Origin of the sequence: Nonomuraea sp. MG754425 (assembly GCF_021699195.1) — a bacterium.
Classification (GTDB): Bacteria; Actinomycetota; Actinomycetes; order Streptosporangiales; family Streptosporangiaceae; genus Nonomuraea.
In genome coordinates this window covers 1-18721 of sequence record NZ_SSXE01000111.1, presented here as the reverse complement: position 1 = coordinate 18721, position 18721 = coordinate 1, and the positions used below count along the sequence as shown (strand labels likewise).

Below are 18721 nucleotides of genomic sequence, written 5' to 3'. Positions count from 1 at the left end.
TGCCGCGTTAAGTGATGACGCCATAGTGTCCGTCCGGACGGTCCGGTTCGGGATCGTCAGGGAGGTTCGAGCTGGTGACTGTGGAGACCAAGGGTTCGACTCCGGGGACCCCCGACAACCCCTGGGGCGACACCAAGACCAACGCGCCGTCCAACGGCGTCAACCTCGGCCCGACGCGGCGGCCGCGGCCGGTGTTCCCGGAGCCGGTGCCGCCCGCGGTGCACGGCCCGGCGCGCGTGGTCGCGATGGTCAACCAGAAGGGTGGCGTCGGCAAGACCACGACCACCATCAACCTGGGCGCGGCGCTGGTCGAGTGCGGTCTGAAGGTGCTGCTGGTCGACTTCGACCCGCAGGGGGCGCTCTCCGTCGGGCTGGGCATCAACCCGCTCCAGCTCGACCTGACCGTCTACAACCTGCTCATGGAACGCGGCGTCACCGCCGAGGAGGTGCTGCTGGAGACCGGCGTCGAGGGCCTCGACCTGCTGCCCAGCAACATCGACCTGTCGGCCGCCGAAGTGCAGCTCGTCACCGAGGTCGCCCGCGAGCAGGTGCTCGGCCGCGTCATCAAGCCGCTGCTGCCGCACTACGACGTGTGCCTCATCGACTGCCAGCCGTCGCTGGGCCTGCTCACGATCAACGCGCTCACCTGCGCCCACGGCGTCATGGTGCCGCTGGAGTGCGAGTTCTTCGCCCTGCGCGGCGTGGCGCTGCTCATGGACACCATCTCCAAGGTCCAGGAGCGGCTCAACGAGGAGCTCGAGATCGAGGGCCTGCTCGCCACCATGTACGACGCCCGCACCCTGCACGGGCGCGAGGTGCTGGCCCGGGTCGTCGAGGCGTTCGGCGACAAGGTCTTCCACACCGTGATCAACCGTACGGTGCGCTTCCCCGACGCGACGGTGGCCGGTGAGCCGATCACCACGTTCGACCCGTCGTCGCTCGGCGCGAACGCCTACCGTGAGCTGGCCCGCGAAGTGCTCTCGCGCTGGCCGGCACCTGCCACAATGGCCAGGTGACCACCGAGCAGACCGAGCCCCAGGGCTTCCAGGTTCACCTGGACGTCTTCCAGGGGCCGTTCGACCTGCTCCTCGGCCTCATCGCCAAGCACAAGCTGGACATCACCGAGGTCTCGCTCTCCAAGGTCACCGACGAGTTCATCTCCTACATCCGGTCGCGGGGCCCCGAGTGGGATCTCGACCAGACCAGCCACTTCCTGCTGGTGGCGGCCACCCTGCTCGACCTGAAGGCGGCCCGGCTGCTGCCCTCCGGCGAGGTGGAGGACGAGGAGGACCTGGCGCTGCTGGAGGCCAGGGACCTGCTGTTCGCCCGGCTGCTGCAGTACAAGGCGTACAAAGAGGTCGCCAAGGTCTTCGCCGGGCGGATGGCCGAGGAGGCGCTGCGCTTCCCGCGTACCGCGCCGATGGAGGAGCAGTTCGCCAACCTGCTGCCCGAGCTGATCCTGGGCATCGGCCCCGACCAGTTCGCCCGCATCGCCGCCAGGGCGTTCACCCCGAAGCTGCCGCCCACCGTCAGCGTGGGGCACATCTACCAGCCCCTGGCGAGCGTCAAGGAGCAGGCGGCGATCCTGGTCATGCACCTGCGCCGGCTCCGGCGCGCCACCTTCCGCGCGCTGGTCGCCGACTGCGAGGGGACCTTCGAGGTCATCGCGCGCTTCCTCGCCGCGCTGGAGCTCTTCCGGGAGTCGGCGGTGACGTTCGAGCAGGTCGAGCCGCTGGGCGACCTCCACGTGACGTGGACGGGCACCGACGACGGAGATGTGGCGGTGGGCGACGACTACGAGGAATCCGCGGAGAGACCATCCCATGACTGACGACAACCCGCTCCCCAACCCCCGCAGGTCGCCGGATTCGGAGCCCACGCCGCTGCCCGCCTGGATGACCCTCCCGGGCTCCCTCGCCCAGCCGGGCGCCCCCCGGGTGGAGGCCGACGCCGAGCCCGCCGCTCAGGACGCCGAGGACGCCTCGTCCAGGCCGGAGACGGCCGAAGGCCCGGCGCAGGCCGTGGCAGGCCCTCAGGAGGTCGTTGAGAGCCCGCAGGACGTCACGGAGCGCCCCGCGACTCCGCCGGCCGACCCGGATCCGGCCGCTGACCAGGCCCTGGAGCCCACGGACGGGGAAGGCGACCCCGATGGGGCGGGCGTGCCGGGCGGTGCGGGAGTGGACGGGCCGACACTCGAGGCGGCATTGGAGGCTATCCTGCTTGTGGTCGACGAGCCCGTCGCCGAAGTGACGCTCGCACAGGTGCTGGAGCGGCCCACACACGAGGTGGCCGCCGCTCTGCGCGCGCTGACGGCGGAATACACGGCCGCCGGGCGGGGTTTCGACCTGAGAGAAGTCGCGGGCGGCTGGCGGTTCTACACGCGATCCGACTGCGCGCCGCTGGTCGAGCGGTTCGTCCGCGACGGCCAGCAGACCCGGCTGACCCAGGCCGCGTTGGAGACCCTCGCGGTCGTGGCCTACCGGCAACCGGTGAGCCGGGCCCGCGTCGCCGCCGTGCGCGGCGTCAACAGCGACGGCGTCATGCGGACGCTCGTCGCCAGGGGGCTGGTCGAAGAGGCCGGCACCGACCCGGAGAGCCAGGCAGTGCTCTACCGGACAAGCTCATACTTCCTGGAACGTCTGGGACTGCGGGATCTGAGCGAGCTCCCCGAGCTCGCCCCCTTCCTCCCCGACGACCTGGAGAATCTCGAGGAGACGACAAAGTGATCAACAGGCGCACCCCGTCCGGTGATGGACGCGGTCGTGGACCTGCCGGCGGCTCCGGCCGCGGCGGGCGTCCAGCCTTCCGCTCCGACGACACCCGCGGCGACACCCGCGGCGGCACCCGAGGCGGGGCCGGCGGCGGCCCCCGCCGCGACGACGATTCCCGCGGCGGCGGCCCCCGCCGCGACGGCGACTTCCGCGGCGGCCCCCGCCGCGACGACTCACGCGGCGACTTCCGCGGGGACTCACGCGGTGACTTCCGCGGGGACTCCCGCCGCGGCGAGTTCCGTGACCGGTCCTCGCGCGACGCCCTGCGCGCCGACCGGGGCGGGAGCAGGTCCCGCTACGGAGGCGGGCGCGACGGCGAGAGCCAGGGCCGTCCCGCGCGCGGCGAGAGCCGCTACCCGCGCGACGACCGCTTCCGCCAGGACGACCGGCCCCGCCGCGACGACAGGTCCGGCAGGGACGGCGGCGACAACCGGGGCGAGCGGCGCGACGACCGCTACTCCCGGGACACGCGCTACAGCCGTGACGACCGGCGTGATGACCGGCGTGACGACCGCAACGGACGCGGTGCGGACCGGTTCGGGCGTGGCGGTCGTGACGACCGGTCCGGCCGCGGCGAGCGCGACGAACGTTTCCAGCGTGACCAGCGGGCCCCGCGCGAGGACCGCTTCGGCCGTGGCGACCGGGAGGACCGGTTCGGGCGCGGCGAGCGTCACGAGCGGCCCCGCTCCGAGGACCGTGGCGGTTACCGCTCCGAGGACCGGAGTGGCTACCGCTCCGAGGCCCGGGGTGGTTACCGCTCCGAGGGCCGCGACGAGCGCCGCGACAGTCGTCCCGACAGCCGTTTCGGCGGCCGGGGCGAGAGCCGCCGTGACGGCGGGCGTGACGAGCGGGGCGGGTTCCGCGCCGGGCGCAGCGGACGCCGTGACGGCGCCGTGCCCAGGTCCTCGACGTCGAGCTCGAGCCGGGCCCGCTACGGCAGGCGCGACGAGGTGCGGACCATCGGGCAGAGCACCAAGGGCGGCAGCGGGGCCGGCTACGAGACCCCCCGGGGCCCCGGCAGTCCCCAGGAGCGCCGGGTGAAGGCCGCCCGGCAGCCCCTGCGCGACCACGCCTTCTACCCCGAGGGCTACACCGACGAGCGCGACACCACCGAGGTCCCCGACGGCGTACGGCTGCAGAAGGTGCTCGCCCAGGCGGGCGTGGCCAGCCGCAGGGCCTGCGAGGAGCTGATCGGCGACGGCCGCGTCACGGTGAACGGCCAGGTCGTGCGGAGGTTCGGCGCCAAGGTCGACCCCGCGGCCCAGGTCATCCACGTCGACGGCAAGCGCATCCCGACCGCGCCCGACCTCGTCTACTACGCGCTGAACAAGCCGATCGGCGTGGTCTCCACGATGGACGACCCGCAGGGCCGTCCGTGCCTGGCCGACTTCGTCGAGGAACTGGCCCCGAGGCTGTTCCACGTGGGCCGGCTCGACACCGAGACCGAGGGCCTGCTGCTGCTCACCAACGACGGCGAGCTGGCCAACAGGCTGACGCACCCCAGCTACGGCGTGCAGAAGAAGTACTGGGCCAAGGTGCCGGGGCCGATCCCGCGCGACCTGGCGCGCCGGCTCAAGCAGGGCGTCGAGCTGGAGGACGGCATCGCCAGGGCCGACTCGTTCTCGATCGTGCAGGAGCACGGCCAGCAGGCGCTGGTCGAGATCGTGCTGCACGAGGGCCGCAAGCACGTCGTCCGGCGGATGCTGGAGGAGAGCGGTCACCGCGTGATCGACCTGGCCAGGATCGAGTTCGGGCCGGTGAAGCTGGGCCGTACCAAGCCGGGCACCGTCAGGGCGCTGACCCTGAAGGAGGTCGGGGAGCTTTATGCGGCCGTGAAGCTGTAATCTGGGCGGACGCGGGAGCCCGTGCGGAGCTGCGCACGGGCTTTCCCGGTCTGGTGACGGGCTTGCCGGTAGAGAAGGGGATTGGGCACATGGTGCGGGCGATCCGCGGGGCGATCCAGGTGGACGCCGACGACCGCGACTCGGTCATCTCGGGCACGACCGAGCTGGTCAGCGCGATCATGGAGCGCAACAACCTGACCCCCGACGACGTGATCAGCGTGTTGTTCACGGCCACGCCCGACCTGACGGCCGAGTTCCCGGCGCTCGCGGCGCGCAAGCTGGGCTTCCACGAGGTGCCGCTGATCTGCTGCGCCGAGATCGACGTGCCGGGCGCGCTGCCCCGCGTGGTGCGGCTCATGGCCCACGTGGAGATCGACCGTCCGCGCTCGGAGATCCAGCATGTCTATCTGCGGGGCGCGGTGGCGCTGCGCCAGGACATCGCCCAATAGCCCCGGCGGTCGCCCCCGGAAGCCCGTCAGGAACACCCGAAGGCACGGTGCGTGAACCGTGCGACACCCAACAGCCCGAACGGCCCGATAAATCAGGACATCGAGATGGAACTTCGTACCGTGCTCGTCGTCGGCACCGGTCTCATCGGCACCTCCGCGGCGCTGGCGCTGCGCAAGCGCGGCGTCCGGGTGCTGCTCGCCGATCGTGATCAGGGGGCCGTACGGCTGGCGCGGGAGCTGGGCGCGGGCGAGGAGTGGCAGCCGGTGCCTCCCGGCCGGGCCACGACGGCGGCTGCGGAGCGGGCGGACCTGGCGATCATCGCGGTGCCTCCGGCGCACGTGGCGAGCGAACTGCTGGAACTGCAGCGCATCGACGCGGCCCGCTTCTACACCGACGTCGCCAGCGTCAAGGCCGAGCCCATCCACCGGGCCGCGCAGCTCGGCTGCGACCTGGGCACCTACGTCGCCTCCCACCCGCTGGCCGGGCGCGAGAAGTCCGGTCCCGGAGCCGCCAGGGACGACCTGTTCCTCGGCCGGCCGTGGGCGTTGTGCCCGACCGGTGAGGCCGACCCCGAGGCGAAGGCGACCGTACTGCGGCTGATCGAGCTGTGCGGGGCCAACGCGGTCGAGGTGAGCGCGATCGACCACGACCGCGCGGTGGCCGTGGTCTCCCACGCGCCCCACGTGGCCGCCTCCGCCGTGGCCGCCCGCCTGGCCGACGCCACGGACGTCGCGCTGGGCCTGGCCGGGCAGGGCGTGCGCGACGTCACGCGGATCGCGGGCAGCGACCCTGGCCTGTGGCTGGGCATCCTGTCCGGCAACGCCGCCCCGGTGGCCGAGGTGCTGGAGGCGGTGGCCAACGACCTGGCCGACGCGGCGAGCGCGCTGCGCGCCCTGTCGGAGGGCGACGGCACCGCCACCAACGAGATCACCCAGCTCCTCAAGCGCGGCGTGGTGGGCCACGACCGCATCCCGGGCAAGCACGGCGGCCCGGCCTCCTCCTACGCCGCCGTCCAGGTCGTGATCGGCGACCGTCCCGGCCAGCTCTCCCGGCTGTTCCTGGTGTGCGACGAGGTCGGGGTCAACGTCGAGGACGTGCGCCTCGAGCACGCCCCCGGCCTGCCCCTGGGCCTCGCCGAGCTGTCGGTGGAGCCCGGCGCGGCCGGCCCGCTCACCGAGGCGCTGCGCGAGCGCGGCTGGCAGGTTCCCTAGCCTCTCCCGGGCCGATGTCACATCCTGGCCTCCTTGATCCGTCCGCGAGTGCGGAATCGAGGAGGCAAGGACATGACCGACATCCTGGTACTCGGCGGAGGCTACACCGGCGTCGCGGCGGCCATCAGGCTCGCCCGCAGGACCCGTAAGGCGGGCGTCCGGGTCACGCTGGTGAACGCGTCCCCCAGGTTCACCGAGCGGCTGCGGCTGCACCAGACGGCGGCCGGCGCCCGGCTGGTCGACCACTCGCTGGCAGGCGTGCTGGCCGGCACCGGCGTCGAGTTCGCGCTGGGCCGGGTGGCCGCGATCGACCCGGCGCGGCGGCGGGTGCGGCTCGACGACGGGCGCGAGCTCGGCTACGACAAGCTGGTCTACGCGCTCGGAACCGTCACCGACGCCGCCGTGCCCGGCGTCGCCGAGCACGCCCACGCCTACGACGACCACGCGGCCGCCCTGCGGCTCTCGCGACGCCTCGACAGTCTCGGACGCGGCACGGTGGTCGTCGCCGGCGGCGGGCTGACCGGCGTCGAGACGGCGGCCGAACTGGCCGAGTCCCGCCCGAGCCTGCGCGTCGTCCTGCTGACCAGGGGGCGGCCGGGGGCGATGATGGGCGCGGGCGCGCGGGCGTACCTGGACGGGGCGCTGGAACGGCTCGGCGTCGAGGTGCGGGCCGATGTGGAGATCACCAAGGTGCTGCCCGACGGCGTGGAGCTGGGCGGTGGCGAGCTGATCCACTCCGACGCCACGGTCTGGACCACCGGCACCAGGGGCCTGCCCCTGGCCGCCGCCTCGGGGTTCAGCGTGGACGAGCGCGGCCGGATCGTGGTGGACGCGGCGCTGCGCTCGGTGTCCCACCCCGACGTGTACGCGGTCGGGGACGCCGCCGCGGCCACCCAGCGCTTCGGCGTCCTGCACGGCACCTGCCAGGGCGGCATCCCGATGGGCCTGGCCGCGGCCGACTCGCTGGCCGCCACGCTGCGCGGCGGGACGCCGCGGCCCTTCCGGTTCGGTTACGTCCACCAGCCCGTCAGCCTGGGCCGGCGGGACGCGGTCGTCCAGTTCACCCGGCCGGACGACGGCCCGCGCCGGTGGTACCTGACCGGGCGGGCGGCCGTCCGCTACAAGGAGGCGGTGAGCGGCAGCCCGTTCTCCCTCTACAGGCTGCTCGGGCGGGGGCTGATGCCGGTGTGGGTGTTCGCGCTGACCGCCGGGCGGGCATGAGGACGGCTGGACCGGCCTCTCCCGCGGGTCAGCCGCCGGGCCGCTCCAGCCGGCGGCGGGCCCGCTCCACGGGGGCCGGCAGGGCGCGGCGTCCGGCCAGTGCCCTGGGCAGGTCACGCAGCGCCGTGCGCAGGCCGGACCGGCCCGCTGAGCCACCCCGTAGCGCCTCGAACGAGCGCCGTGCCACCACCCGCCACGGGCGGCGCAGCACCGCGGCCAGCACGGCGTTGCGGGCCGCCCGCGCCTGCCCGTCGCGCGGGTCCCCGGCGGGCGCGGGGTGGTGGTGGGCCACCACGTCGTCCACGTACGCCAGGCCCCAGCCCTTCGCGGCCAGGTCCACGGCCAGCCGCTCGTCCTCGCCGGAGGCGAGGATCACGTCGTCGAACCCGCCCGCGTCGAGGAACGCCTCCCTGCGCACCACCGCCCCGTACGCGGGGAACTCCAGCACGCTCGGCCCCGGCAGGTCCGGCTCGACGCCGAGCGGGGAGCGGCGCATCCGCTCCGACGCCGCGTCCAGGCGCTGGTCCCGGCCCACCAGCACGCGTGCGCACAGCACCGCCAGCCTCGGGTGGGCGTCCAGCACGTCGGCGGCCCGCTCCAGCGCGCCGGCGGCCCACCAGGAGTCCTCGTCGGCGAAGGCCACGTAAGGGGTCCCGGCCATCTGGGCGCCGATGTCGCGGGCGGTCGTCCCCAGGTCCCGGCCCGCCTCGGTCACGTGGACGTCGGGGAAGTGCCGGCGGACGAACCGGGCGGTGCCGTCGGCGGAGCCGTTGTCCACGAGGATCACCGGGCGGGGGTGCAGGGGGAGCGAGCGGGTCAGCGCCCGCAGCCTGTCCCTGCCGGTCACGACCACGGTGACGCGGGCTCCGCTGCTCACACGGGGCCACTTACCGGTCAGGACGGGCTTAGTCCTGCGCCGGGCCGTTGACGGGGGGCGGGAAGGGGCGTATAGAAGAGGGTAACAGTGTTACCGACCAGAAACGGCGTTACCCCTTATGACGGTATCCGCGTACCAGCAGGCCCAGCGAGAGGGCCAGAGCGTCGTCAGGGCGGTCATCCTCGACGCGGCCAAGGGGCTGCTCATCCGCGAGGGGCCGGGGGCGCTCACCGTGCGGCGGATCTCCGGCGAGGTGGGCTGCTCCACCAAAGTGATCTACACGCTCTTCGGCGGCAAGGACGGGCTCGGCGAGGCGCTCTGGCTGGAGGGGTTCGCGCGGTTCGAGCGCTGGCTGCTGGAGGTGCCGCCGCACGACGATCCGCTCGAACGGCTGCACATGGGCCTGCGGGCCTACCGGGCGTACGCGCTGGGCGAGCCCGACTACTACCGGGTCATGTTCGAGGGCGCGTTTTCCGGCTTCCGGCCGAGTCCCGAGGCCATGGACACCGCCAGGCGCACGTTCGACCTGCTGATCCGCGGGGTGGCGGTCTGCCTGGAGGCCGGGGTGCTGCGCGGGGCCGAGGCCGCGGAGATCGCCGACATGTTGTGGATGGCCGTACACGGCGCGGTAAGTCTGGAAATTTCGGGTTATTTCGAGACAGACGAGGCCGAGCCGCGTTTCCGGCTCCTCTGCGCCTCGGTCCTCACGCCATTCCTGACCGAAAGGGACACGTCATGACCACTCCCTACAAGGACGGATTCGCGCCTGTCAGCGAGGAGATCACCGCCTTCGATCTCGACGTCACCGGCCGCATCCCCGCCGAGCTCACCGGCCGCTACCTGCGTAACGGCCCCAACCCGCTCAGCCTCGACGACCCCAGCGCGAGCCACCTGTTCTTCGGCGAGGGCATGGTGCACGGCGTACGGCTGCGCGACGGCCGCGCCGAGTGGTACCGCAACCGCTGGGTCCGCAGCGCCCGCGTCGCCGACCGGCTCGGCGAGCAGCGCAGGCCGGGGCCCGTGCACGCGGACATGGACTTCGCGGCCAACACCCACGTCATCGGGCTGGGCGGGCGCACGTTCGCCACCGTCGAGGCGGGGGCGCTGCCGTACGAGCTGGGCTACGAGCTCGACACCGTCGGCGCGTGCGACTTCGACGGCGGGCTGCCGGGCGGGTTCGCCGCGCACACCCACCTCGACCCGGTCACCGGCGAGCTGCACGCGCTGGCGTACTTCTTCGGCTGGGACCACCACCAGCACCTCGTGCTCGACCCCAAGGGCACGGTCACGCAGGTCACCGACATCCCGATCGCCGACGCGCCCATGGTGCACGACTTCGCGATCACCGAGCGGTTCGTGGTGATCTACGACCTGCCGGTCACGTTCAGCATGGCCCACGCCGAGAAGGGGCACCGGCTCCCGTACGCGTGGAACGACGACCACCCCGCCCGCATCGGCCTCATGTCGCGCCGGACCGGCGACCTGCGCTGGGTGGAGGCGCCGTCGTGCTGGGTCTTCCACACGCTCAACGCCTACGACGACGGCGACACGGTGGTGGTGGACCTGGTGAGCTACCCGAAGGGGTTCGTGGACGCCCGGCTCGACGGGGGCGGGCCGCCCACGCTGGACCGCTGGCGGATCGACCTGGCCACCGGCCGGGTCGGGCAGACCCGGCTCGACGACCGTACGCAGGAGTTCCCGCGCATGGACGAGCGCCGCACCGGCCGGCCCTACCGCTACGGCTACACCGCCGCCACCCGTGAGCTGCAGGACCTGGTGGGCGGGCCCGGCGGCGCGGTGGAGGAGCTGGAGGACCTGCCGGACGGGGCCTTCGACAACACACTCATCAAGCACGACCTGGAGCGGGGCACGCAGGAGTCACGGCAGTTCGGGCGGGGCGCGTACGTGGGCGAGCCCGTCTTCGTCGGCTCGGGGGCGGACGAAGACGACGGCTACGTGATGACGTTCGTGAACAACCCGGCGCGGGGAGCCGCGGACCTGGTCATCCTGCCCGCCCAGGACTTCACCGGCGAGCCGGTCGCCACCGTCCACCTGCCCGCCCGGGTGCCGCTCGGCTTCCACGGAAGCTGGATCGCCGACTGACGCGGAGGCGGTAGCCTCTTCGGGGTTGGACAACACGTGAAGAGGGGGAGGCCGTGACCGGTCTGGTCGTCGCCATGGACGGTCCTTCGGGGTCGGGCAAGTCGAGCGTCTCGCGCGGAACCGCCCGCGCGCTGGGCCTGCGTTACCTCGACACCGGGGCGATGTACCGCGCGATGACCTGGTGGATGCTCCACCAGGGTGTCGATCTGGCCGACCACGCCGCCGTCGCGGCCCGCTGCGGCGAGCCCGTCATCGTCTCCGGCACCGACCCCGACGGGCCCGCGATCCACGTCGACGGCGTCGATGTGGCCGGGCCGATCAGGGAGAGCGAGGTCACCGGCGCGGTCTCGGCCGTCGCCGCCGTGCCCGAGGTGCGCACCCGGCTCGTCGCGCTCCAGCGGGAGATCATCGGTGCGGGTGACATCGTGGTCGAGGGCCGCGACATCGGCACCGTCGTCTGGCCGCGAGCCGCCGTCAAGATCTACCTGACGGCGAGCGCGGAGGCCCGCGCCCGCCGCCGCAACGCCGAGGTCGCCGGCTCCACCGTGGAGGCGCAGCAGGAGGCCCTGGCCCGGCGTGACACCCTTGACTCAACACGCAAGACCGACCCGCTCTCGATGGCGGCTGGCGCCATCGAGCTCGACACCACCGCGCTGACTCTCGACGAGGTCGTCGCGGAGGTGCTGAGACTGGTCAAGGAGCGCACCTGAACGGTTCGGGTGCGGTACTCATCTAAGGACGAAACAACGTGTCAACCGGGGAATGGATCGAGGCCGGCCTCGACGACCTGGAAATCGACGAGCAGCACGAGCACCACGAAGCTCCGCTGCCGGTCGTCGCCATCGTAGGACGGCCGAACGTCGGCAAGTCCACGCTGGTCAACCGCATCATCGGCCGCCGGGAGGCGGTCGTCGAGGACGTGCCGGGCGTCACCCGCGACCGCGTCACCTACGAGGCCAACTGGCGGGGCCGCCGCTTCACCGTGGTCGACACCGGCGGCTGGGACCCCGAGGCCACCGGCATGAACCTGCGCATCGCCGAGCAGGCGCAGGTCGCGGTCGAGCTGGCCGACGTGATCGTGTTCGTGGTGGACACCACCGTGGGCGCGACCGACGCCGACGAGCTCGTGGGCTCGGTGCTGCGGCAGTCGGGCAAGCCGGTCATCCTGGCCGCCAACAAGGTCGACAACCAGCAACTGGAGCTGGAGGCCGCCGCGCTGTGGTCGCTCGGGCTCGGCGAGCCGTACCCCGTCTCGGCCCTGCACGGCCGCTCCAGCGGCGACCTGCTCGACGTGATACTCGACGCGCTGCCCGAGACACCGGAGGTCACCTTCGGCGCGACGCGCGGGCCCGCCCGGGTCGCGCTGCTCGGCAAGCCCAACGTCGGCAAGTCCTCCATGCTCAACAAGCTGGCGGGCGAGGAGCGGGTGCTGGTCGACCCGATGGCGGGCACCACCCGCGACCCCGTCGACGAACTGGTCGAGCTCGGCGGGCGCACCTGGCGCTTCATCGACACCGCCGGCATCCGGCGGCGCGACCGCGAGCTGCAGGGCGCCGACTTCTACGCCGCCATGCGCACCCGCGCCGCGCTGGAGCGCACCGAGGTGGCGGTCGTGCTGATCGACGCCAGCCAGACGCTCACCGAGCAGGACCTGCGCATCATCGGCCTGGTCATCGAGTCGGGCCGGGCCATGGTGGTGGCCTTCAACAAGTGGGACCTGCTCGACGAGGACCGGCGCTACTACCTGGAGAGGGAGATCGACCGGCAGCTCGTCCGCACCCCGTGGGCGCTGCGCGTCAACGTCTCCGCCAAGACCGGACGGCACCTCGACCGGCTCGTCCCGGCCCTGGAGAAGGCGCTCGACTCCTGGTCCACCCGGGTGCCGACGGCCCGGCTCAACGCGTTCCTCACCGAGCTGGTCCAGCAGACCCCGCCGCCGGTGCGGGGCGGCAAGCAGCCGAAGATCCTCTTCGCCACGCAGGCGTCCGTCGAGCCGCCCAAGTTCGTGCTGTTCACCTCCGGATGGCTGGAGGACACCTACCGGCGCTTCATCGAGCGGCGGCTGCGCGAGGAGTTCGGCTTCGCCGGGTCGCCGATCGAGGTGACGATGAAGATCCGCGAGAAGCGCGCCAAGAAGGACAGGTAGCGGAAACCCGTTTTGCCGCCGGTCCCGCGTGATCGTAGGATCGGCGGCAACACGTCGAAGGAGACGAGTAGCCAGCGGGCCGCACGGGCCCAGAGAGCCGCCGGTAGCTGCGAAGGCGGCCCCGGGCCCCGCCGGTGAAGACACTCCCGAGTGCGGGGAGGAAATGCCCCGCCGGTCTGACCCCCGTCATCGGGTCGCCGAGGCCGCCCCTTCGAAGGGCGGCGAAAGTGCGGTGGCACCGGGAGCTCCCTTCTCCCCCGCACTCCCAAGGGGTCATGCACTTCCTTCGACAGGAGCTGTGATGATCTCTCGTGTCATGTCGGCGGAGCTCGCTGAGCACGCCGGCCGACGAGTGACGATCGCCGGATGGGTCCATCGCCGCCGGCAACTCAAAACCGTGTCCTTCCTTCTCGTCAGGGACCGTACCGGCCTGACGCAGGCGGTCGCCGCGTGCGACCTGCCGCCCGAGGAGAGCGTCGTGCGGGTCACCGGCACGGTGGCCGCCAGCGGGCGGGCGCCCGGCGGCTACGAGCTGGTCTCGCCCGAGGTCGAGGTGCTCGCCGAACCGGACGAGGCGCCGCCGTTCGACCTGTACCGGCCCGTGGTCGGGGCGTCGCTGCCGACCGTGCTCGACCACGCGCCGGTCGCGCTGCGGCACCCGATGTTGCGGGCGGGGCTGGAGATCTCGGCCGCGAGCGTGGCCGGGTTCCGCGAGACGCTCGACCGGCTCGGCTTCACCGAGATCCACACGCCCAAGATCGTCGGCTCGGCCACCGAGTCCGGGGCGAACGTCTTCGGCATCGACTACTTCGGGCGGCCCGCGTACCTCGCCCAGTCGCCGCAGTTCTACAAGCAGGCGATGGTCGGGGTGTTCGAGCGGGTCTACGAGGTGGGGCCGGTCTTCCGCGCCGAGCCGCACGACACCGCGCGGCACCTGGCCCAGTACACGAGCCTCGACGCCGAGATGGGCTTCGTCCGCGACCACCGGGACGTGATGGCGGCGCTGCGGGAGGTCGTGGCGGGCATGCTGGAGTCGGTACGCCACCGCGCCGCTCCCGCGCTCGGCCTGCTCGGCGTCGTGCCGCCGGACGTGCCCGCCGAGATCCCCGCCGTGCACTTCACCGAGGCGCAGCGGCTCACCTCCTCCGACGAGCCCGACCTCGCGCCCGCGCAGGAGCGGTGGCTGTCGGAGTGGGCCGAGCGCGAGCACGGGTCCGAATTCCTGTTCGTCACCGGGTACCCCATGTCCAAGCGGCCGTTCTACACCCACCCCGACCCGGCGCGGCCCGCCTACTCCAACGGGTTCGACCTGCTCTTCCGTGGCCTGGAGCTGGTCACCGGCGGGCAACGGCTGCACCGGTACGAGGACTACGAGCGGGCCCTGGCCGAGCGCGGCGAGGGCACGGCGGCCTACGAGGGATACCTGCAAACCTTCCGGTACGGGATGCCGCCGCACGGCGGCTTCGCGCTGGGGCTGGAACGGTGGACGGCGCGGCTGACGGGGGCGGCCAACGTCCGGCAGGTCACCGCGTTCCCCCGCGACCTGCACCGGCTCTCGCCCTGACGGCCGCTCTCCGGGCGGGGCAGCCCGTCTCGCCCGGAGAGGGCGGTTCAGCGGCGGCGTGGCATCAGGACGGCCAGGGCCGCGCCCGCCACGCAGATGAACGCCGTCACCAGGAACATCTCGGTGTACTCGGTGTGCAGCGCCGCCTGCACCTGGGCGGTGTAGTCGGCGAGCCGCCGCTGGTAGGCCGGCGGGTCCACGCCGAACGGGAGCGGCGTGTCCAGGTGCGCCGTCAGCGACTGGAACCGGTAGAAGCCCCACGCCGACACGGCGGCGATGCCGATGAGCATGCCCATCATCCTGGCCACCACGACCGCCGCCGACGCCACGCCGTGCTGGGCCGCCGCGCTCACGCGCAGCACCGCCGCCGACACCGGCGCGATCACCAGGCCCAGGCCGAGACCGGCGATCACCAGGTCGCGGTCCACGACGAAGCCCGCCGCCGCCAGGTCGAGCGGCCACCGGCTCATCAGCCCGTAACCGCCCGCCGCCAGCGCCATGCCGGCCACCGCCACCGCCCGGTCGCCGAACCGGCGCGCCAGCAGCCCGCCCAGCAGCGCCGCGACGGTCAGCGCCGCCAGGAACCTGGCCAGCACCAGCGCCGCGCCCAGCGCCTGCTCGCCGAGCAGGGTCTGCGCGGTGAGCTGCACGAACACCATGGTGACGAGGAGCGCGGCCCCGGCCAGGAAGCTGACGCCCAGGGTGGCCAGCAGCGGGCCCTTGCGGGCGCCGGTGAGGTCGAGCAGACGTACGGGGGAGCGGATCTCCCACCACACGAACGCCACGCCCGTCAGGACGCCGGCCGCGATCACGGGCGGGCCCCACGGCGGGAGGACGGCGGTGGCGGGGTCGGGGTTGTACAGGCCGATCACCAGCAGGCCGAGCGCCAGCGCGAGCAGCGCGCCGCCGATCCCGTCCACCCGCTCGGGCCGGCTGGTGCCGGTTTCTGGGCTTCGGTCCGGTCCGGGGGCGGGCGTCGCCGGGACGGTGAGGTGGATGGCGAGGGCGGCCAGGGCGGCGAGCGGGACGTTGATCCAGAAGATGGCGTGCCAGCCGCCCAGCTCCACCCCCGCGACCACGAGGCTCGGGATCCCGGCCAGCAGCCCGCCGTACAGCGGCCCGAGCGCGCTGCCCAGCTCCTGCGCCGCTCCCACCGCCCCCAGGGCGAGCGGCCGTTCCCGCTCGTCCCACAGGTCGCCGATGAGCGCCATCGTGATCGGTAACAGCGCGCCCCCGGCCACGCCCTGCACGGCCCGTCCGGTCACGACCATGACCTCGCCGGCCGCCAGCGCGGTCAGCACCGAGCCCAGCGCGAAGGCCGCCAGGCAGGCGTGGATCAGCGGCCGCCGCCCGTAGCGGTCGGAGAGCCGGCCGAGCAGCGGCATCGCGGCGACGTACCCGAGCAGGAAGCCCGTGACGATCGGGGTGGCCCGCTCCAGGTGATTCAGCGGGATGCCGACGTCTTCGGCGACGTCGATCAGGACCGTCACCACCACGTACGCGTCCAGCGCGGCGAGCAGCACCACCGCGCCGCCCGCGCCGAGCACCACCCGGCGGGCGCGCCTCATTCCGGGCCTGCCGTGGTTCACCCGCCGGCGGGCGGCGTGATCGTGACGGGCGCGTCGTAGTCGCTGAACGACACCGTCACCGTGCCGCCCTGCAACGGCAGGCTCGCCTTGGTGAGCCGGCTGCTGGCCTGGTCGAGCCAGACCTTGCCGGCCACGCCCTGCGTGACTCCCGGCACGATCGTGGCGACGGCCTCGGCGGGGAAGGTGGTGGCGACACGGTAGGAGCCGCTCTCGACGGCCTCCACCTTCGGGTCGGTGGCGGCGGTGAGCAGCCGCGCGATGCCCTTGGTGGGCTCCAGGATCACCGACGGGTCGTAGAACTGCGCGAGCTGCTCGCGCGTCATCTTCTGGAAGCCGCCCGTCGGCCCCTTGAAGTGCACCGTCTCGCCGACCAGCGCAAAGGAGACCTCCTGGAGGGTGCCCAGGACGTCGAGCGTGAGCGTGCCCTCGGCGTCGCCCGCCGCCGTGAGCCGGCCGTCGGCCTTCTTGACCGGCACCTGCGGCTTGCCCTCGGTCGCGATCGAGAAACCGGCCGACTTGACCGTCTTCATGGCCTCGGCGGCCTTCTTCATCAGGTCGGGCCCAGGGGGCAGCTCGGCCCCGCCGCCGCCCGACGAGCACGCGGACGCCAGCGCGAGCACGGCCACGACGAGGAGTCTTCTGAGCATGACGGGATCGTATCGACCAGTGGACGGGCCGCGTGCCGTCACCGGTATCGGTTGGGTGTCAGCGCAGCTTCTTCAGATGCTCGACGATCGGCGCGTACGCCTCCTCGATCGCGTCGAGCTGGTCGTCGGTGAGCCGGTCCACGAAGTGCTCGCGGACGCTCGCCACGTGCGCCGGCGCGACCCGCTGGATCGTCTCCCAGCCTTCGTCGGTCAGCACCGCGAACGTGCCCCGCCGGTCGTCGCGGCAGTCTTCCCTGGTCACCAGGCCCTTGGCCTCCATGCGGGAGATCTGGTGCGACAACCGGCTGCGTGACTGGATCGTCGCGTCGGCCAGGTCGCTCATCCGCATGCGGCGGTCCGGGCTCTCGGAGAGGTCGACGAGGATCTCGTAGTCGTTCAGCGAGAGTGCGTGCTCCTGCAGCTCGCGGTCGAGCCGGTGCATGAGCAGCTTGTGCAGCGCCAGGTGCGTACGCCAGGCACGCTGTTCGGCGGGAGAAAGCCAGCGAGGCGCGCTCATGATTCCCCAATTTAGCGCACGTGGCGTGCTGCGCCGGAGGGGGCGGAATCCGGGCGCGCTCCTCAGGAGCCGTGCCCGGGGATGGGCACCCGCCTGGCGGGGCTGTCGGTGATGACCGCCACCCTGATGTCCGGCCCGGCGCTCCACTCCAGCAGGTGGCGGCCGGTGAGGTCGTCGCCGCCCTCGCGCACCTTGTCGAGCGTCAGCTCGCCGCGCTTGATCAGCGCCTCCTTGCGGGTCCAGTGCCTGATCAGCTCGTCGTTGCCGGTGACCAGGCCGCGCTCGCGCGGGGTGAGCACGCGGTCGGCCAGCATGCTGTCGAGGGCTCCGGGGCGTACCCGCTCGGCGTCCGCCCCGACCTTGCCGGGACCGGCCGCCGCGCACACGTAGCCGTGCGTGTGGCTGAAGCTGACCCCCAGGTCGGGGGCCTGCCGGAGGTACGGTCTGCCGTGCCCGAAGCCGTGCGTGTCGCAGTACTGCAGCAGCGTCAGCTCCGCCGGGTCGGCGTCGAGCGCCTGCGCGGCGCAGATCCGGATCAGGAGGTGGGCGGCGATGAAGATCGTGCGGTCCTGCTCGAACTTGAAGCGGGCCGCCCGCTCGATCTCCACCTCTGTGAGCCATGTCTCGGGAGCGCGCACCTCGTCGGGGTGGCCGCCCATCGCTAACGGGCCGATCGTCAGTCCTTCTTCTCGTCGCCGTTGAGGTTGTACTGGTCCTCCGACGCCGCGCCGAGTACGGTCACGTCATTGATCTTCCAGGTCCCCTTCTCCTTCACAAGACTGATCTTAAGGTGCGAATCCTTGACCGAGCGGATCGCCTCCGAAGTGTTCACCTGCTGGTCCACGACGACGATGGCGTGGGCGGTGGCCTCGTCCACGTCCGCCAGGTACACCTCGCGCACCGTAGCCTGCGAGGTGGCCTTCAGCTTGACGATGACCTGCGCCATCGCGCCGCCGAACGCCGCGTCGTAGGTGGCCAGGAAGTCGCCCGTGGCCTGGGCGGCGAGGGTGGAGCGGGTGCTCTGGAGGTTCTGGTAGTCGTAGCTGAGCAGGGCGCGGCTGAACGCGCTCGCCGCGCCGGACACCTCCAGGCGCAGGTCGCGCTCGGACGCCAGCCCGGCGCGGGCGTCCTCGGCCTGGGCGGCGGACAACCACTGCAGGACGGCGGTGGCGGCGATCGCGGCCACCAGCATCGCGGCCAGCGCCCCGAGCACCTTGGCCCGCGTGAAACGCGCACGCCTGGCAGGCCGGTCGGCGCCGGCCCCGCCTCCCGCGACCGGCTCTCCGCCCGCCTCATCCCCACCGGCCGTGCTCTCACCGGCCGTGCTCTCACCGGACGCGCCTCCATCGGACGCACTCCCACCCGCCGCGCCTCCATCGGAGGCGCTCCAGCCGGACGGCTGCTCGCCGGACGCGGCGGCCTGTCCGGGCTCGGGCTCAGCGACGGTATCGGCTGCTGGGTCGGCCGCTGGGTCGGCGGCGGTGGCGTCGGCGGCGGTGGCGTCGGGCTCGGTGTCGGTGGCGGTGTCGGTGGCGGTGGCGACGCCGGAGCGGGCGGCCGGGGTGACGTCCTGCGGGGCGGTCATGATGACTCCTCACGGCGGCGGGCGGCCCGGCCCGCCGCGATCCAGCCCACGATGCCACCGCTCACCACCACGGCGAGGAATATCGCGACAATCAGCGGGACGGTGTTCAGCGGGGTTCCGGACGCGGCCCGCGGGCCGGCCACGTCCTCGGGCGACGCGGTCGGGCCCTCCCGGGACGGCTCGGGGGTCTCGGGGG

Annotated in this window: 18 protein-coding genes and 1 pseudogene; 12 read left to right on the top strand and 7 right to left on the bottom strand. The window is 72.9% G+C overall.

All coding sequences use genetic code 11. The features are described 5' to 3' along the window. Positions 1 to 74: 74 nt before the first annotated feature. From FAF44_RS32625 to FAF44_RS32595, 7 genes are all read left to right on the top strand, one after another. Positions 75 to 1016 (top strand): ParA family protein, encoded by a 942-nt coding sequence (locus FAF44_RS32625; RefSeq protein WP_237107169.1) that lies wholly within the window; start codon positions 75 to 77, stop codon positions 1014 to 1016. Beyond that, positions 1013 to 1831 carry a ScpA family protein gene (locus tag FAF44_RS32620; RefSeq protein WP_237107168.1) on the top strand — a complete coding sequence of 273 codons (819 nt, stop codon included), beginning with the start codon at positions 1013 to 1015 and terminating at the stop codon, positions 1829 to 1831. The genes FAF44_RS32625 and FAF44_RS32620 overlap by 4 nt, the downstream gene beginning before the upstream one ends. Positions 1832 to 2159: 328 nt before the next feature. Further along, entirely contained in the window at positions 2160 to 2726 is a 567-nt protein-coding gene (gene scpB / locus FAF44_RS32615) for an SMC-Scp complex subunit ScpB (protein WP_237107186.1), read from the top strand. Beyond that, positions 2723 to 4615 (top strand): pseudouridine synthase, encoded by a 1893-nt coding sequence (locus FAF44_RS56010; protein WP_237107166.1) that lies wholly within the window; start codon positions 2723 to 2725, stop codon positions 4613 to 4615. Before scpB ends, FAF44_RS56010 begins: the two co-directional genes overlap by 4 nt. Before the next feature lie 89 nt (positions 4616 to 4704). Then, entirely contained in the window at positions 4705 to 5064 is a 360-nt protein-coding gene (aroH, locus tag FAF44_RS32605) for a chorismate mutase (RefSeq protein WP_237107165.1), read from the top strand. A 105-nt stretch (positions 5065 to 5169) separates the two neighbouring features. Beyond that, positions 5170 to 6276: a prephenate dehydrogenase gene (locus FAF44_RS32600; RefSeq protein ID WP_237107163.1), complete on the top strand. Its 1107-nt coding sequence runs from the start codon at positions 5170 to 5172 to the stop codon at positions 6274 to 6276. 72 nt (positions 6277 to 6348) lie between these two features. Next, on the top strand, positions 6349 to 7497 hold the full coding sequence (locus FAF44_RS32595) for an NAD(P)/FAD-dependent oxidoreductase (protein ID WP_237107162.1): 1149 nt from the start codon (positions 6349 to 6351) through the stop codon (positions 7495 to 7497). A gap of 28 nt (positions 7498 to 7525) precedes the next feature. Here FAF44_RS32595 and FAF44_RS32590 read toward each other — a convergent pair whose 3' ends face one another. Then, a complete protein-coding gene (locus FAF44_RS32590; RefSeq protein ID WP_237107160.1) occupies positions 7526 to 8374 on the bottom strand; it encodes a glycosyltransferase family 2 protein in 849 nt (282 codons plus the stop codon). A 118-nt stretch (positions 8375 to 8492) separates the two neighbouring features. Here FAF44_RS32590 and FAF44_RS32585 point away from each other — a divergent pair, with 118 nt between their 5' ends. From FAF44_RS32585 to aspS, 5 genes are all read left to right on the top strand, one after another. After that, positions 8493 to 9113 carry a TetR/AcrR family transcriptional regulator gene (locus tag FAF44_RS32585; protein WP_237107159.1) on the top strand — a complete coding sequence of 207 codons (621 nt, stop codon included), beginning with the start codon at positions 8493 to 8495 and terminating at the stop codon, positions 9111 to 9113. Continuing rightward, positions 9110 to 10477, top strand: coding sequence for a carotenoid oxygenase family protein (locus FAF44_RS32580; RefSeq protein ID WP_237107158.1), 1368 nt, complete (start codon positions 9110 to 9112; stop codon positions 10475 to 10477). The genes FAF44_RS32585 and FAF44_RS32580 overlap by 4 nt, the downstream gene beginning before the upstream one ends. Before the next feature lie 53 nt (positions 10478 to 10530). Next, positions 10531 to 11187: a (d)CMP kinase gene (cmk, locus tag FAF44_RS32575; RefSeq protein ID WP_237107155.1), complete on the top strand. Its 657-nt coding sequence runs from the start codon at positions 10531 to 10533 to the stop codon at positions 11185 to 11187. A 38-nt stretch (positions 11188 to 11225) separates the two neighbouring features. After that, the gene (der, locus tag FAF44_RS32570) at positions 11226 to 12623 is read left to right on the top strand and encodes a ribosome biogenesis GTPase Der (protein WP_308193420.1); all 1398 of its coding nucleotides are present in this window, start codon (positions 11226 to 11228) and stop codon (positions 12621 to 12623) included. Between the two features lie 301 nt (positions 12624 to 12924). Continuing rightward, positions 12925 to 14187: an aspartate--tRNA(Asn) ligase gene (gene aspS / locus FAF44_RS32565; RefSeq protein ID WP_237107154.1), complete on the top strand. Its 1263-nt coding sequence runs from the start codon at positions 12925 to 12927 to the stop codon at positions 14185 to 14187. A 47-nt stretch (positions 14188 to 14234) separates the two neighbouring features. On the opposite strand, the gene FAF44_RS32560 is transcribed toward aspS, so the two are convergent. The 6 genes and pseudogenes from FAF44_RS32560 to FAF44_RS32535 all read right to left on the bottom strand — a co-directional run. Beyond that, a complete protein-coding gene (locus FAF44_RS32560) occupies positions 14235 to 15755 on the bottom strand; it encodes an MFS transporter (protein ID WP_237107153.1) in 1521 nt (506 codons plus the stop codon). A gap of 17 nt (positions 15756 to 15772) precedes the next feature. Further along, the gene (locus FAF44_RS32555; protein WP_237107152.1) at positions 15773 to 16423 is read right to left on the bottom strand and encodes an LppX_LprAFG lipoprotein; all 651 of its coding nucleotides are present in this window, start codon (positions 16421 to 16423) and stop codon (positions 15773 to 15775) included. A 58-nt stretch (positions 16424 to 16481) separates the two neighbouring features. Continuing rightward, complete coding sequence (locus FAF44_RS32550; RefSeq protein ID WP_237107151.1) at positions 16482 to 16940, bottom strand: MarR family winged helix-turn-helix transcriptional regulator; 459 nt, start codon at positions 16938 to 16940, stop codon at positions 16482 to 16484. Between the two features lie 62 nt (positions 16941 to 17002). Beyond that, entirely contained in the window at positions 17003 to 17599 is a 597-nt protein-coding gene (locus tag FAF44_RS32545; RefSeq protein WP_237107150.1) for a 4'-phosphopantetheinyl transferase superfamily protein, read from the bottom strand. 17 nt (positions 17600 to 17616) lie between these two features. Continuing rightward, positions 17617 to 18525 (bottom strand): hypothetical protein, encoded by a 909-nt coding sequence (locus FAF44_RS32540; RefSeq protein WP_237107149.1) that lies wholly within the window; start codon positions 18523 to 18525, stop codon positions 17617 to 17619. Next, positions 18522 to 18721, bottom strand: a pseudogene (locus tag FAF44_RS32535) (MCE family protein); the annotation flags it as partial. The pseudogene FAF44_RS32535 and the gene FAF44_RS32540, both read right to left, overlap by 4 nt.

What these genes read in the sequence shown, in the direction of transcription:
- FAF44_RS32585 (WP_237107159.1), top strand. Translation starts at nt 8,493, where the DNA reads ATGACGGTATCCGCGTACCAGCAGGCCCAGCGAGAGGGCCAGAGCGTC.
- FAF44_RS32580 (WP_237107158.1), top strand. Translation starts at nt 9,110, where the DNA reads ATGACCACTCCCTACAAGGACGGATTCGCGCCTGTCAGCGAGGAGATC.
- FAF44_RS32540 (WP_237107149.1), bottom strand. Translation starts at nt 18,525, where the DNA reads ATGACCGCCCCGCAGGACGTCACCCCGGCCGCCCGCTCCGGCGTCGCC.
- aroH (WP_237107165.1), top strand. Translation starts at nt 4,705, where the DNA reads ATGGTGCGGGCGATCCGCGGGGCGATCCAGGTGGACGCCGACGACCGC.
- FAF44_RS32555 (WP_237107152.1), bottom strand. Translation starts at nt 16,423, where the DNA reads ATGCTCAGAAGACTCCTCGTCGTGGCCGTGCTCGCGCTGGCGTCCGCG.
- FAF44_RS32550 (WP_237107151.1), bottom strand. Translation starts at nt 16,940, where the DNA reads ATGAGCGCGCCTCGCTGGCTTTCTCCCGCCGAACAGCGTGCCTGGCGT.
- FAF44_RS32595 (WP_237107162.1), top strand. Translation starts at nt 6,349, where the DNA reads ATGACCGACATCCTGGTACTCGGCGGAGGCTACACCGGCGTCGCGGCG.
- FAF44_RS32560 (WP_237107153.1), bottom strand. Translation starts at nt 15,755, where the DNA reads ATGAGGCGCGCCCGCCGGGTGGTGCTCGGCGCGGGCGGCGCGGTGGTG.
- FAF44_RS32545 (WP_237107150.1), bottom strand. Translation starts at nt 17,599, where the DNA reads ATGGGCGGCCACCCCGACGAGGTGCGCGCTCCCGAGACATGGCTCACA.
- aspS (WP_237107154.1), top strand. Translation starts at nt 12,925, where the DNA reads ATGATCTCTCGTGTCATGTCGGCGGAGCTCGCTGAGCACGCCGGCCGA.
- FAF44_RS32600 (WP_237107163.1), top strand. Translation starts at nt 5,170, where the DNA reads ATGGAACTTCGTACCGTGCTCGTCGTCGGCACCGGTCTCATCGGCACC.